Below are 12,598 nucleotides of genomic sequence, written 5' to 3'. Positions count from 1 at the left end.
CCGCTGGACGAATACCTGCGCCGCGACGCCGCGGACATGGCCGAGTTCTTCGCCGACGTCCACCCCAGCCTGGTGGAGGCCTTTATGTACAAAGGCAGCCTCTTCCAGCTCCCCATGGACTGGAACGCCGCCAACATGTACTACAACACCACCGCCTTCGCGCAGGCAGGGCTGGAACGCCCGGCGGACGACTGGACCCACGTTGACTTCCGCAACAGCCTCGCCGCCATGCGCAAGGCCCGGCCCACCGACTTCACGCCTTACTACTGGACCAACCGGCTCTTCGGCGGCGTGGTGCCCTGGCTCTACGCCAACGACACCAGCTTCCTGAAGGAGACCCGGTCCACCGGCGGGGACTGGCTCTGGGACTCCTTCTACGCCAACGATCCCTCCCGCAGCCTGCGCTCCGGCGGGTACCAGTGGCTCGAACCCAACGCCGACGACCCCCGCGTGTTCGAGACCTTCGACTACCTCCGCGGCCTCGTCAAGGACGGCCTCGGCGTCCGGCCCGAAGAAGGCGGCGGCAGCTCCCTGGTGGGGCTCTTCGCCTCCAACCGGATCGGCACCACCCCGGCCGGCGGCTACTGGGTCCAGGGCCTGCACGAGGCCGGCATGAAGGAGAACGACTACGACGTCGCGTTCTTCCCCAAGTGGCGGAGCCAGCGGCACCAGTTCGGCACGGCCGGCTACGCCATCATGAAAACCGCCAAGGACAAGGACGCCGCCTGGGAATGGATCAAGTTCAGTGCCAGCCGCGAAGCTATGGAGCTGATCTTCCCCAACCCGGTCACCACCCCCGCCCGCCGCTCCATGGTCAACGAGGCGCTGTATTCGGGGAAGGGCCCGGCGCACTGGAAGGTCTTCTACGACACGCTGGACAAGTACCCCACCACCGGCCCCATCCCGGCACCGCCCCAGCAGGCCGCCGTCGAAACGGCCCTGATGAAAAACGTTTCGCTGGCCGTCAGCGGCGACGAGCGCCAGCTCAAGCAGGCCCTCGAGTCCATGCAGCGCGATCTTGAACTGGCCCTGAGGAGGCAGTCATGAGCACCACCATCCCTCGCCGGGACCGGCCGAAGCAGGCCGCCAAGGCCGCCAAGCCCGGTACGCCCGCCTCCGCGAACACCGCGTACGGCCGGCACAGCCAGCGCTGGCTTGCCTGGATCTTCCTGGCCCCCACCATCCTGGGCATGGGCCTGTTCACCCTGGTGCCCATCGCGGCATCGGTGGTCCTGGCGTTCTTCCGCTGGGACATCATCTCCGCCCCGACGTTCGTGGGCTTCGACAACTTCGCCGAAGTGGTCCAGGACCCCACGGTCCGGGTGTCCTTCCTGAACACCATTGCGTTTGTGATTGTGGCGGTGGCCCTCCAGCTCGGCCTGGCACTGGCGCTCGCCGTGATGGTGCAGGAGAAGATGCCGTCCTGGCTGCGGACCTTCTTCCGCTCGGCGTTCTTCTTCCCGCTGATCCTCTCCGCCGCCTCGGTGTCCATCTTTATGCGGTACCTCTTCAACGAGCAGTTCGGCGTGGTCAACTGGTTCCTGTCCCTCGCCGGCATCCCCGCGGTGCCGTGGCTGACCACCCCCGGCGGGTCCGCCGCCGTCGTCATCCTGGTTTATGTGTGGCAGAACTTCGGGTTCTCCTTCCTGCTGTTCATCGGCGGGCTGGCGTCGATCCCCGTGGAAACCTACGAGGCCGCCTCGCTGGACGGCGCCACCGGCTGGCGCAAGCACGTCTACGTCACCCTGCCGCTGCTCAGCCCCACCACCCTGCTGGCGTCCGTGATGGCCATCATCAGCGCGCTCCAGGTGTTCGACCAGCCGTACGTCCTGACCCGCGGCGGGCCCGGGGACTCCACCCGCACCGCCGTGATGGTGATCTTCGAATCCGCGTTCCAGCGCCTGGAATTCGGTGAGGCCTCGGCCATCGGCGTGATCCTGACCCTGATCATCATGGCCATCACCGCCGCGCAGTTCCGGCTCAGCAAACGATTCGTTTTCTACCAGTGAGGCCCGCCATGACTACCACTTCAGAGCGTGTGTCCACCCGCACACCTGCCGTGCCTGCCCGGTCCCGGCGGAAGCCGAACTGGAACCTGGTCCTCCGCATTGTCCTGCTGATGATCGCGGCCGTCCTGACCCTGGGCCCGGTGATGTGGACCCTGTCCACCTCGCTGCGGTCGCCGTCGGAATCGTTCAAGCTGCCGCCGTCGTTCTTCCCCTGGAATCCGGACTTCACGTCCTACGCGCAGGTCTTCCGGCAGCTGGACATCGTCCTCCTGGTGCTGAACAGCGCCCTGGTCACCGGGCTCATCGCGGTGGGACAGATGGTCACCGCCGCGATGGCCGGCTACGCCTTCGCCAACCTGAAGTTCCGCGGCCGCGGCGCCCTGTTCTCCATCGTGCTGGCCACCATGATGGTGCCGGTGCAGGTGACCATCGTGCCCGTGTTTATGCTGATCCGCGGCATGGGACTTTCGGACACCCTCCTGGCGCTGATCCTGCCGGCCATCCCGACGGCGTTCGGCACCTTCCTGATGCGGCAGTACTTCATGGGGCTGCCCACCGACCTCGCGGAAGCGGCGTCGATCGACGGCGCCTCGCCCTGGCGGACCTTCCGCTCGGTCTACGCCCCGCTGGCCATTCCGGGGATGGCGATTGTGGGCATCCTGGCCTTCAATTTCCACTGGAACGAGTTCTTCCGGCCGCTCATCATGACCATCTCGGAACAGAACTTCACCCTGCCGCTGGGCCTGGTCTCCCTGCAGGGCAACCTGGGCACCGGCAGCATCTCCGTGGTGCTGGCCGGCGTGGTCCTGTCCATGATCCCCGCACTGGTGGTCTTCTTCTTCGGCCAGCGCGCGCTGCAGGACGGCCTCACCGCCGGCAGCGGCAAATAGCCCACACCTCTGAAAGGCTTACCCCCATGTCATCCCCGGACCTCGCCGCCACCGACTTCGCCAGCCTGGCCGCCGCGCACCCCGACCCCGCGTTCCCGCACTTCCACCCCCGCCCCGCCCAGGGCTGGATCAACGACCCCAACGGCGTCAGCCATCTCAACGGCCGGTACCACGTCTTCTTCCAGTACAACCCCGCGTCCGCCCAGCACCACAAGATCGCGTGGGGCCACGTCAGCTCCGCGGACCTGGTCCGCTGGGAGGAACACCCCGTGGCGCTGCGTCCGCAGGACGGCGGGCCGGACGAGTACGGCTGCTGGACCGGTGTGGTGACGGACGACGGCGGCGTCCCCACCGCCGCGTACTCCGGCGTAAGGGGCGACGGCGGCCACTCCCAGGTGGTCATCTCCCGCGGTTCGGCGGACCTTGTGTCCTGGACCCAGGACGGGCACGTCGCGGCGTCCATGCCGGCCGACCCCATGGTCACGGCCGTCCGCGACCCGTTCATCTTCCGCTTCAACGGCAAGCGCTACGCCATGCAGGGCGCGGGTCTGGCCTCCGGTCACGCGGCACTCCTGCTCTACACGGTGGAGGACCTGGCCGACTGGAAGTACCAGGGCATCTGGCTCACGTCCGAGAACCCGGTCGCTGCTGCCAAGACGCCGGCCGAGATCTGGGAATGCCCGCAGCTGGTGCGGGTTCCGGCCGTGTCCTCCGCTGAATCCCGTGAAACCGGGTCCGGCGTCGACGCTTCTTCCGGCGACGCGTGGGTCATGATGTTCTCCCTATGGCTGTCCGGCGACGACCACGAGCATGCCAACGGGGTAGGCCACCTCATCGGCTCCCTGGCCGAGGACCCCGCCACCGGGCTGCCGGTATTTTCCCCGGAGACCGGCGGAAAGTCCGACCTGGGCCGCGACTTCTACGCGCCGCAGATCGTGCAGCTGCAGGACGGTGCCGGTGCCGGTGGTGCCGGCGCCGGTGCTCCTGCTGCTCCTGTTTCTTCTTCTGCTCTTGCTGCCCTCGCGGAGCCCAAGGCCCTGCTGTGGGGCTGGGCCAATGAAGGTCCGGGCCGGGACGGCCGCCGGGGCCGCAGCCAGGAACAGATCGACGCCGCGGGCTGGGCCGGAGTGCTCACCCACCCGCGCCTGCTGTCCGTGGTGGACGGTGCCCTGGCCGTGGCACCGGCGCCGGAGGTGGATGCCTACCGTGGCGCGCAGCTGGCTGCGCAGGCTGCCGGGAGCGTTGAGCTGCCGGCGTATGCCGAGGCTGTGGTGACCGCCCGCTCCGGTGGGCCGGCGGCGCTGGCCGCGGACGCCGTCGTCGAGCTTTCCCTGGTGGCCGATGGTTCAACCGAGGCTGAGCAAGTGGTGTTCAGCGGGCCTCTTGCTGCGGGGGAGGAGCTGCGGGTGTTTGTGGACGCGTCCCTGGTGGAGGTGTACCGGAGCGGTTCGGTGGCCACCACGCTGCGCGCCTATCCGGCGCCCGGCGAGCGGTGGGTGCTGCGGCTTCCCGAGGGTGCGGCCGCGGACGTCTGGCAGCTGGCACAGCCCCGGTAGGTCTGGTCTCTGTGCAGCTGTTGGCCTATCGTTGGGGCACGGATTACATTCGACCGGCGGGGCTCCGCATCGGAGGTACAAGTTGGGAATCATCTCGTCTGGTTTTCATGGAAAACGGCGCACCGGTAATCCAGCGTTACCACCGGGTCAATACGAGACGGAAAGCTTTCCCGTACTGACGGCGGGTCCTGCACCGTACATCGCTCGGGCGGACTGGGAATTCTTCATTACAACCGAGACGGGGCAGCGTCGCGCCTGGTCCTGGGACGAGTTCATGGCTCTGCCTCAGGTGGATATCCGGACCGACATTCACTGTGTGACCAGCTGGTCCAAGCTGGGCACCTCGTGGCGCGGGGTGTCCCTGGACGCCCTGTTCGAGGACGTGGAAACAACGTCCGAGTTCACCACCGCCCACTCCTACGGCGGCTATACGACCAACGTGCCGTTGCAGGACCTGCTGGACGGCCAGGCGTGGGTGGCCTGGGAATTCGACGGTGAGCCGCTGGAACGCGTCCACGGCGGACCGGCCCGCCTGCTGGTACCCCATCTGTACTTCTGGAAGAGCGCGAAATGGGTCAATGGCATCGAGCTGACGCCGCACGATGTTCCGGGTTTCTGGGAATCCAACGGCTACCACATCTACGGCGACCCCTGGCGCGAGGAGCGTTACTCATGAGGCACGCCCAATGAGTAGCCTGTGGCGGGTCGCCGACGTCGTCAGCGCCGATCCCGAAACGGATTCGTCCAGGACCATCGGGCTGCGCGTGGACGGCCTGAACGGCAACCTTGCCGGCCAGCACATCGATATTCGACTCACGGCCGACGACGGCTACACGGCAGTACGGTCCTACTCCGTGGCCACAGCCGGCATGGACGAAATATTGGAGATCACGGTCGATGAACTGGCCAACGGGGAGGTCTCCCCCTATCTGGTCAGAGACCTGATGGTCGGAGACCGGTTGGAGATCCGGGGTCCCGTCGGCGGCTGGTTCGTCTGGCGTCCGACTAACCCGAACCCGGTTCAGCTGATCGCCGGAGGATCCGGCATCGTCCCGCTGATGGCAATGATCCGCGCCCACGAGGCGTCCGAGAATCCTTCGCGGTTCCGGCTGCTGTACTCGCTTAAGTCGCCGGAGTCGGGGTTCTATCGGGAGGAGCTGCTCACCTTGAGCCGGGAATCCCGCAGGCTCGTGGTCGACTATGTCTACACACGCAAAGTGCCGGAGGGCTGGCCCAGCGCCCCGAAGCGACTCTCCGCCGAAACGCTGCTGGCAAACATCCTGCCGGTGCACGATTCTCCGGACATCTTCATCTGTGGTCAGACGATGTTTGTCGAAACAATCACAGAGTGGCTGGTGCAGGCGGGCTATCCGGCCGCCTCGATCAAAACCGAACGCTTCGGCGGAACGGGAGGAATCCGGTGACTGCCAACAACGGCTCCGCTTCGCCTGGCGCTGAGGATCCGCGTTTCGAGGACCGGGACATCGCCGGAACCACGGACAATCCCATACCTCATCTTGACGGGAACGCGGCGGCAGGACCGCTGTGGGAACTGTTCCGCATTGACATCATCGCAGCGATCGGTCGATGCAAGAACTGTGGCGCCGTCAGGGTCTTCGGGGAAGCCGCAGTGTATTCCGACGCCCCGGGAATCGTTGTACGCTGCAGTTCCTGTGGGGGTGTGCTCCTGCGTCTTGTCGAGACTCCCACCAAATTTTGGCTCGACGTCAGCGGACTCAGCTACCTGCAGATCGACCGGGAGGGCTAGCGCGTACGCCTTGGAGGGTTCTGGCCGGCGGGGACCGGGCCTGTTGACTCGCGCACCACGAGCCGGCACGGGACCAGCGTCTGGCCGGGACGGCCGTGCTCGGCGGGGGCGCCGCCGTCGTCGTAATCCTCGTTATCCTCCGGCTCCTTCGACAGTTCCCGGAGGAGCCCGGTCATGGCGGCGGCGCCCATCTCCCGCAGCGGGAGGGCCATGGTGGTGAGCGCCGGGACCATGGTGGAGGCGATGCGGAATTCGTCGTCGTACCCCATGACGGAGACATCCTGAGGCACAGCCAGGCCCAGCCGGTTGGCCGCGAGCACCACGCCGATGGCCAGGCGGTCGTTCGCGCACACGATCGCGGTGGGCCGGTCCGGCGCAGCCACGCCGTCCAGGAGCTTCATGGCGCCATGGAACCCGGCATCGATGTCCCAGCCAGCTTCGAGGATCCGGCCCGGCCGCACCGGCAACCCGGCGGCCTCAAAGGCATCCCGATGGCCCTGGATCCGGCGCGGCGCGGCGGGTGTGACGCCGTCACCGGCGAGGAACGCGATGTCCCGGTGGCCAAGCTCCAGCAGGTGCGTTGCCGCCTCCCGGCCGCCGCGGACCTCATCCGGAATGACGGCCGGAACGCCTGCCTCGGGACGGTCATCGAAGCAGTTGGCCAGCACCGACGGCACGCGCAGCATGTTGAGCGGGACGTGCAGGGGGCGCAGGCCCACGGTGACATACATCAGCCCGTCCACCTGGCGGTCCAGCAGGGTGGCCACGGCACTCTCGTCACGGGTCTCGTCCAGTTCCGTATCCATCACCACGGTGACAAAACCCTGGGACCTGGCCACGGCGTCCGCGCCGGCGATGATGTTGCCGTCGAACGGGCTGGTGACCACCTGGTCCGAGACGATCCCGATGATCCGCGACCGGCGGTTCCGCAGGCTCACGGCAATGGCGTTGGGCGTGTAGTTCAGCGTGGCCGCCGCTTCACGGATCCGGACCTGGCTCTCCTTGGCCACATTCCCGTCGCCGCGCCCGTTCAGGACCAGCGACACCGCGCTGCGGGAAACTCCGGCGAGCTTGGCGACGTCGAGCGCTGTGGCTTTGCGGTTCATACTGGGTTTCCTCCCGCGTACGGTATTTCCTGCAGTCTACCTAACGCGTGTGAGGTGCGCTTCCGGCAGGCGCGGCAGGCTGGCCGCAGCGACCAGCAGCGCCAGGGCTCCGAGGCCAAACGGCAGGGCTGTGAGGGTGGCGATGCCGCCCACCAGCAGCGGCCCGCCGGCGTCGCCGAGTTCCCGGCCGAGTTCCGCCGAACCCATGGTCCGGCCCATCCGCTCCGGCGGCGTGGTGTCGGCGAGATGCGCGAAGCCCAGCGGCGTGGCCAGGCCGACGCCCGCGCCAATGGCCGCCGCCGCAATGAACAGCGTGACCGGACCCGGGGTGAGGGCGATGAGTGCGACGCCCGCGGCGGTGAGGAGGAGTCCCGCCGTCGTACCTTTGTTATCGCTGATGCGGTGCGCGTCCCGCAGCCTGCCGATCCAGGGCTGGGTGAGCACTGACGTGATGGCCAGGACGCTGACCGCGGCTGTGCCGGCAACCGGGCCAAGGCCGTGCCGGGTGGCCAGGGCGGGAATGAATCCGATCGCCGCGCCGAGCGCCCCGGTGGAGGCCGCCAGCACCAGCGTGGGAACCAGGAAGCGCCGCTCGGTGACCTGGCGGGCGAGATCGAGCACGGTGTAACGCTGCCGGGGGAGCGGGGCCAGGTGCGGAACGGACACCAGCACCCACACGGCGGTGGCCGCCGCCAGCACCGAGAGGGCCCCGAACAGCAGGGCAAACCCGCCCGCCAGGATCAGGCCCGCCCCCAGCAGCGGACCGATGACGTACCCCAGGCTCTTCCACGAACCGTACCGGCCGAAGTAGGTCCCGGCCTTCTTGCCTCCCGCCAGCCGTGCAACCATCGCGGACGACGCCGGCGAGAACGCCGAAGCCGCCGCGCCCTGCCCCAGCCGCGCGAGTCCAAGCATCAGCGGATCCGCCGCCCAGAGGCCGATCAGCGACAGCACCGCGAAGGCCAGGAGGCCGCCGACGATGACGGGCTTGGTTCCGATCCGGTCGCTCAGGGCGCCGAAGACCGGCTTGAGGAAGACTTCGGAAACGTCATAGAGGGCCAGCAGGATGCCCAGGTTGAGCAGCGTCAGGCCGATGTTCTCGCTCTGCGCGCCCATGCCGGCGGCGATGCTGTGGGCGCCGAACGCGGTGACGAAGCCGGCCGCGTACAGGGGGACGGTGGATGCCCGGGCGTTGACCACCTGTGCCGGGGCGCTCACGCGCGCACTTCGAGACAGGGCGCCTGCTGGAGGGAAATCACACGTTGGAGTGTAACAACCGCCCCCAAAGTAGCTGGCACTTAGCGTCGTGAAAATCCCGAATGACGACGTTTAATGCGAGCTAGTTGGGCCGGATGGGTACGCAGGTCAGGTGAGGGATGCCGCCAGCTCCTCGATGATCTCGAACTGCTCGCGCACGCCGCCTTCCATGCCGGACTGAGCAATCATGTCCCGGACTTCCTTGCTCCCCGCATCGGTGCGGATCCGCACGGTGGTGGTGCCGCCGTCGGCCCCGTCAAAGGTGACCGTATTGAGCACGGCGCCTTCCTCGCTGTCCGGCGCGGTGCCCGGCATCTCCATGACCTCCGTGTGGACGATCCGCTCGTTGGGCACAATCTCGCGGTATATGCCGTGGAAGGCCACCTCGAATTCGCCGTGCGCCACCATGACGTAACGCCATGCGCCGCCGACGCGGAAGTCCATCACCGCCACGGTCATCTCACCGCGCCGGCCCGGCCACCATTTCTTGACGAGTTCCGGCGTGGTCCATGCCCGGTAAACGAGGTGCGGGGGCGCGTTGAGGGTCCGCGTGATCAGGATTTCCGTGTCGCTGGGGAACGTCACATCCATGGTGCTGCTGCTTGCCTGTGCCATTGTCCTGCTCCTTTCAGTGCTCTTCTTTGAGATCCTCCAGCACGTCCTCGAGGAGATCGAAGCGCTCCTCCCAGAGGTGCTGGTAGCTGGCCACCCAGTCGTGGATGGGCTTGAGGGCTTGCGGATTGAGCCGGTAGAGCCGCTGCCGGCCTTCGTCACGCACGACGACGGCGCCCACCTCGCGCAGCACCCGCAAGTGCCGTGACACGTGCGGCTGCGCCAGGCCCAAAAGGGTCACCAGCTCGTTGACCGGGCGCTCGCCTTGAGTGAGGGCGTCCAGGATTTCCCGACGGCGGGGCTCAGCCACCGCGTTGAACGTATCTGCCGTTGTTGCTGCCCGTGCCATACGGCGATTGTATACCCATATGGATATGCATTGGAAGAGACGGATAGCTCATCTGCCACGCAGTGCCAATGAGTTGAAAAGTCGAGTACCTACTACTGATGCTTTCGGCATCCCCGGCGGCATAGCGTCGTATGGGGGACCTGCGAGACGTCCATCGGTACACCGCTTCTGGGGGCAGGAAGGACAGCAATGGCGCCGGACGAGGGCAACGGCCTTCCCCTCCTGGATCCGGATGTCCTGGACAGGCTGCGGACAGAGCTCGAGGACGATGACGGCGTGTGGAAAGTCTTCGTGCAGAACTTCATCGAATACCTGCCCCACAGGACTGAAAAGCTGCGTCTGACCCTGACCACCGGCGACCTGGCCGGTGCGATGGACGCGGTCCTCAGCCTCAAGACCTCCAGCCAGATGGTGGGCGCGGAGCGCCTGGCCGGACTTGCCATGGAGCTGGAACAGGCCCTGCGCCACGAGACCCTCCACTCTGAACCCGCCCGGGTCCTGCCCCGGCTGGCAGCGGACCGCCTGCGCCAGATCATTCGCTGCGCCCGGCAGACCACTAACATCCTGCAGAAGTACCTGCACTCCGGGTGAGGCCCGCCTGCCCGCACTCTGGACGACTGGGCACTCTGGACGACTGGGCACGCTGGACGACTGGGCACGCTGGACGACTGGGAGCGCGAAAGGAACACTGGGGTCAGGCGATGTTCCGACAAGGAGGCCCGGCCATGACCATCATCGATAACGCGGTGTACGTGGACGGTGTCAGGACGGCGGACCCCGTCAGCTTGGACGAGACGTATTTCGTCCTGAGGCAGCGCGAAGGAATGGCGTGGATCGGACTGTACCGCCCGGACGCCAAGGAAATCAGGTCGGTGGCCGAGGAATTCGCCCTGAGCCCCCTTGCCGTGGAGGACGCCCTGGCCGGACACCAGCGGGCCAAGCTGGAGCACTACGGCGAATGCGTCTTCCTGGTGCTCCGCCCCGCCCGCTACCTCGACGACGTGGAGAAAGTGGACTTCGGCGAGATCCACGTTTTTGTCGGCGCCGATTATGTGATCACCGTCCGCCACGCCGAATCTCCGGACCTGGCCAAGGTGCGCCAGCGGATGGAATCCACGCCCGAGTTCCTCGCCCTGGGCCCGGAGGCCGTGCTTTACGGGATCCTGGACCAGGTGGTGGACGAGTACGAACCCGTGGCCGCGGGGCTGGAGAACGATGTGGACGAGATCGAGGACGACCTCTTCGGCGCCGATCCGGACGTGTCGCGCCGGATCTACGAGCTCTCGCGCCAGGTCATCACCTTCCAGCGCGCCACCAGTCCGTTGGTTGGCATCCTCCAGGCCCTCGCGGCCGGAACACCGGAGCGCGCACCCGGTCCCGAGCTGCAGGACCACTTCCGCGACGTGCTGGACCACGTGATCCGGCTGAATGAACGGGTGGCGTCCTTCCGCGCACTGTTGCAGAACGCCCTGGCCGTTAACGCGGCGTTGGTGGCGCAGCGGCAGAACGACGAAATGCGCAAGCTCACCGAATCCAGCTTCGCCCAGAGCGAGCAGGTGAAACGCATTTCGTCGTGGGCGGCCATCCTGTTTGCGCCCACGCTGGTAGGCACCATTTACGGCATGAATTTCACCAGCATGCCCGAGCTGAACTGGGTCTTCGGCTACCCGTTTGCCCTGGGCCTGATGGTTGCCATGGGGCTGGGGCTCTACTGGACCTTCAAGCACAACAAGTGGATTTAGCGCTGCCGGTACAGTGAATCCATGCCCGCCGACGCCGCCCTGCCGCCCGCCGCCTTCCCCTCCCTGGACGAACTGCTCGCCACTGCCCACGTGGTCAGCCTGCCCATGCGGGTGAAGTTCCGCGGCATTATGGAACGCGAAACGCTGCTGCTGCGCGGCCCGCTCGGCTGGGGCGAGTTCTGCCCGTTTCCCGAATATGCCGACGCCGAGGCTTCCCGCTGGCTCGCCGCCACCATCGAGGCCGGCTGGCACGGTTTCCCTTCGCCCGTCCGTTCGGTGGTCCCCGTCAACGCCACCGTTCCCGCCGTTTCCGCGGACCGCGTGCCGGAGGTCCTGGCCCGGTTCGGCCGGGTGGACGCCGTCAAGGTCAAGGTGGCCGAGCGCGGGCAGACGCTCGACGACGACGCCGCCCGGGTTGCCGCCGTCCGTTCCGCGTTGCCGGACGCCGCCATCCGCGTCGACGCCAACGGCGGCTGGGATGTGCCCACTGCGGTGGCGGCACTCACCCGGCTGGCCGCCGTCGGACTTGAATATGCCGAGCAGCCGGTGCCGTCGATTGAGGGGCTCGCCGAGGTGCGGCGGCAGCTGCGCGCCGCGGGAACGCCGGTGCTGATCGCCGCCGACGAAAGCGTGCGCAAGGAATCCGATCCGCTTAAGGTGGCGCGGGCCGGCGCGGCGGATCTGCTGGTTGTTAAGGTCGCGCCGCTCGGGGGAGTGCGGCGTGCGCTGGACATCGTGGCGCAGGCCGGGCTCCCCGCCGTCGTCAGTTCCGCGCTGGACACCTCCGTGGGCATCCGCGCCGGGCTGGCTCTGGCCGCTGCCCTGCCCGAGCTGCCGTATGCGTGCGGGCTGGGGACGGTGTCGCTGTTCACCTCGGACATCACGCTGGATCCGCTGGTGGCCGACGACGGCGCCATCCGCCTCCGCGAGGTCGCCGCCGACGCTGGGCTGCTGGAGCAGTATGCGGCTGCCGCTGAACGCCGCGACTGGTGGCTGGCCCGCCTCGCCAGGGTCCACGCCCTCCTCGCGGCATCGACTGCTCCGTAACGGCCCTTTAGAGGCTCCAAAAGGGCCGCTACGGAGCAATCGATGGGTATTCCTGCAGGTCACGCGGGGTTAACCGGAACTTCACCCGGCTGACGGCTGGGCGTCGGACGCGGCTGAAAGGGTGGCCGGGACCCGATCGTAAATTTGGAGGCACCCCTTGTCTGAAACGACAGCCCGCAAGTTCACCCTGCTGCCCATGCTCGGCCACACCAAGGGCAAGCGCAGCGCCGTCACGTGCGCCTTGAAGTGCGACAACGCCTGC

The 12,598-nt window shown here is 67.3% G+C and carries 14 protein-coding genes; 10 read left to right on the top strand and 4 right to left on the bottom strand.

Annotated elements, in window-relative coordinates:
* The 7 genes from V6M49_RS16310 to V6M49_RS16280 all read left to right on the top strand — a co-directional run.
* Positions 1-1,047: extracellular solute-binding protein (locus V6M49_RS16310; protein WP_332762053.1), on the top strand; the 1,047-nt coding region annotated here is incomplete at its 5' end.
* A complete protein-coding gene (locus V6M49_RS16305) occupies positions 1,044-2,009 on the top strand; it encodes a carbohydrate ABC transporter permease (RefSeq protein ID WP_332762051.1) in 966 nt (321 codons plus the stop codon). The genes V6M49_RS16310 and V6M49_RS16305, both read left to right, overlap by 4 nt.
* Positions 2,010-2,017: 8 nt before the next feature.
* Complete coding sequence (locus V6M49_RS16300; protein WP_332762049.1) at positions 2,018-2,899, top strand: carbohydrate ABC transporter permease; 882 nt, start codon at positions 2,018-2,020, stop codon at positions 2,897-2,899.
* 26 nt (positions 2,900-2,925) lie between these two features.
* A complete protein-coding gene (locus V6M49_RS16295) occupies positions 2,926-4,455 on the top strand; it encodes a glycoside hydrolase family 32 protein (protein WP_332762047.1) in 1,530 nt (509 codons plus the stop codon).
* An 82-nt stretch (positions 4,456-4,537) separates the two neighbouring features.
* Positions 4,538-5,131: a sulfite oxidase-like oxidoreductase gene (locus tag V6M49_RS16290; protein ID WP_332762045.1), complete on the top strand. Its 594-nt coding sequence runs from the start codon at positions 4,538-4,540 to the stop codon at positions 5,129-5,131.
* Positions 5,132-5,141: 10 nt separating this feature from the next.
* Entirely contained in the window at positions 5,142-5,879 is a 738-nt protein-coding gene (locus V6M49_RS16285; protein ID WP_332762042.1) for an FAD-binding oxidoreductase, read from the top strand.
* A complete protein-coding gene (locus V6M49_RS16280) occupies positions 5,876-6,223 on the top strand; it encodes a DUF6510 family protein (protein ID WP_210412325.1) in 348 nt (115 codons plus the stop codon). The genes V6M49_RS16285 and V6M49_RS16280 overlap by 4 nt, the downstream gene beginning before the upstream one ends.
* Here the strand turns inward: V6M49_RS16280 and V6M49_RS16275 are convergent.
* The 4 genes from V6M49_RS16275 to V6M49_RS16260 form a co-directional block, all read right to left on the bottom strand.
* The gene (locus tag V6M49_RS16275; protein WP_141141348.1) at positions 6,220-7,329 is read right to left on the bottom strand and encodes a LacI family DNA-binding transcriptional regulator; all 1,110 of its coding nucleotides are present in this window, start codon (positions 7,327-7,329) and stop codon (positions 6,220-6,222) included. The two genes, V6M49_RS16280 and V6M49_RS16275, sit on opposite strands and share 4 nt — an antisense overlap.
* A 36-nt stretch (positions 7,330-7,365) precedes the next feature.
* Positions 7,366-8,547 carry an MFS transporter gene (locus V6M49_RS16270; RefSeq protein ID WP_332762040.1) on the bottom strand — a complete coding sequence of 394 codons (1,182 nt, stop codon included), beginning with the start codon at positions 8,545-8,547 and terminating at the stop codon, positions 7,366-7,368.
* Between the two features lie 147 nt (positions 8,548-8,694).
* A complete protein-coding gene (locus V6M49_RS16265) occupies positions 8,695-9,201 on the bottom strand; it encodes an SRPBCC family protein (protein WP_332762038.1) in 507 nt (168 codons plus the stop codon).
* A 13-nt stretch (positions 9,202-9,214) separates the two neighbouring features.
* Positions 9,215-9,547 (bottom strand): ArsR/SmtB family transcription factor, encoded by a 333-nt coding sequence (locus V6M49_RS16260; protein ID WP_058931565.1) that lies wholly within the window; start codon positions 9,545-9,547, stop codon positions 9,215-9,217.
* A gap of 189 nt (positions 9,548-9,736) precedes the next feature.
* On the opposite strand from V6M49_RS16260, the gene V6M49_RS16255 reads away from it, so the two are divergent.
* The 3 genes from V6M49_RS16255 (at position 9,737) to V6M49_RS16245 (ending at position 12,336) form a co-directional block, all read left to right on the top strand.
* Positions 9,737-10,138, top strand: coding sequence for an Hpt domain-containing protein (locus V6M49_RS16255; RefSeq protein WP_141141346.1), 402 nt, complete (start codon positions 9,737-9,739; stop codon positions 10,136-10,138).
* A 134-nt stretch (positions 10,139-10,272) separates the two neighbouring features.
* Positions 10,273-11,289, top strand: a complete 1,017-nt coding sequence (locus V6M49_RS16250) for a magnesium and cobalt transport protein CorA (protein WP_332762034.1) — start codon at positions 10,273-10,275, stop codon at positions 11,287-11,289.
* A gap of 21 nt (positions 11,290-11,310) precedes the next feature.
* Positions 11,311-12,336 carry an o-succinylbenzoate synthase gene (locus tag V6M49_RS16245; protein ID WP_332762032.1) on the top strand — a complete coding sequence of 342 codons (1,026 nt, stop codon included), beginning with the start codon at positions 11,311-11,313 and terminating at the stop codon, positions 12,334-12,336.
* Positions 12,337-12,598: the final 262 nt, after the last annotated feature.

Source organism: Pseudarthrobacter sp., from assembly GCF_036675385.1.
GTDB lineage: Bacteria > Actinomycetota > Actinomycetes > Actinomycetales > Micrococcaceae > Arthrobacter.
The sequence above is the reverse complement of the archived record's forward strand: the minus strand, read 5'-3'. Positions and strand labels throughout refer to the sequence as shown.

Coding starts and splice junctions, on each gene's coding strand:
- V6M49_RS16255 (WP_141141346.1), top strand. CDS start 9,737: ATGGCGCCGGACGAGGGCAACGGCCTTCCCCTCCTGGATCCGGATGTC.
- V6M49_RS16305 (WP_332762051.1), top strand. CDS start 1,044: ATGAGCACCACCATCCCTCGCCGGGACCGGCCGAAGCAGGCCGCCAAG.
- V6M49_RS16245 (WP_332762032.1), top strand. CDS start 11,311: ATGCCCGCCGACGCCGCCCTGCCGCCCGCCGCCTTCCCCTCCCTGGAC.
- V6M49_RS16300 (WP_332762049.1), top strand. CDS start 2,018: ATGACTACCACTTCAGAGCGTGTGTCCACCCGCACACCTGCCGTGCCT.
- V6M49_RS16250 (WP_332762034.1), top strand. CDS start 10,273: ATGACCATCATCGATAACGCGGTGTACGTGGACGGTGTCAGGACGGCG.
- V6M49_RS16275 (WP_141141348.1), bottom strand. CDS start 7,329: ATGAACCGCAAAGCCACAGCGCTCGACGTCGCCAAGCTCGCCGGAGTT.
- V6M49_RS16265 (WP_332762038.1), bottom strand. CDS start 9,201: ATGGCACAGGCAAGCAGCAGCACCATGGATGTGACGTTCCCCAGCGAC.
- V6M49_RS16260 (WP_058931565.1), bottom strand. CDS start 9,547: ATGGCACGGGCAGCAACAACGGCAGATACGTTCAACGCGGTGGCTGAG.
- V6M49_RS16285 (WP_332762042.1), top strand. CDS start 5,142: ATGAGTAGCCTGTGGCGGGTCGCCGACGTCGTCAGCGCCGATCCCGAA.
- V6M49_RS16295 (WP_332762047.1), top strand. CDS start 2,926: ATGTCATCCCCGGACCTCGCCGCCACCGACTTCGCCAGCCTGGCCGCC.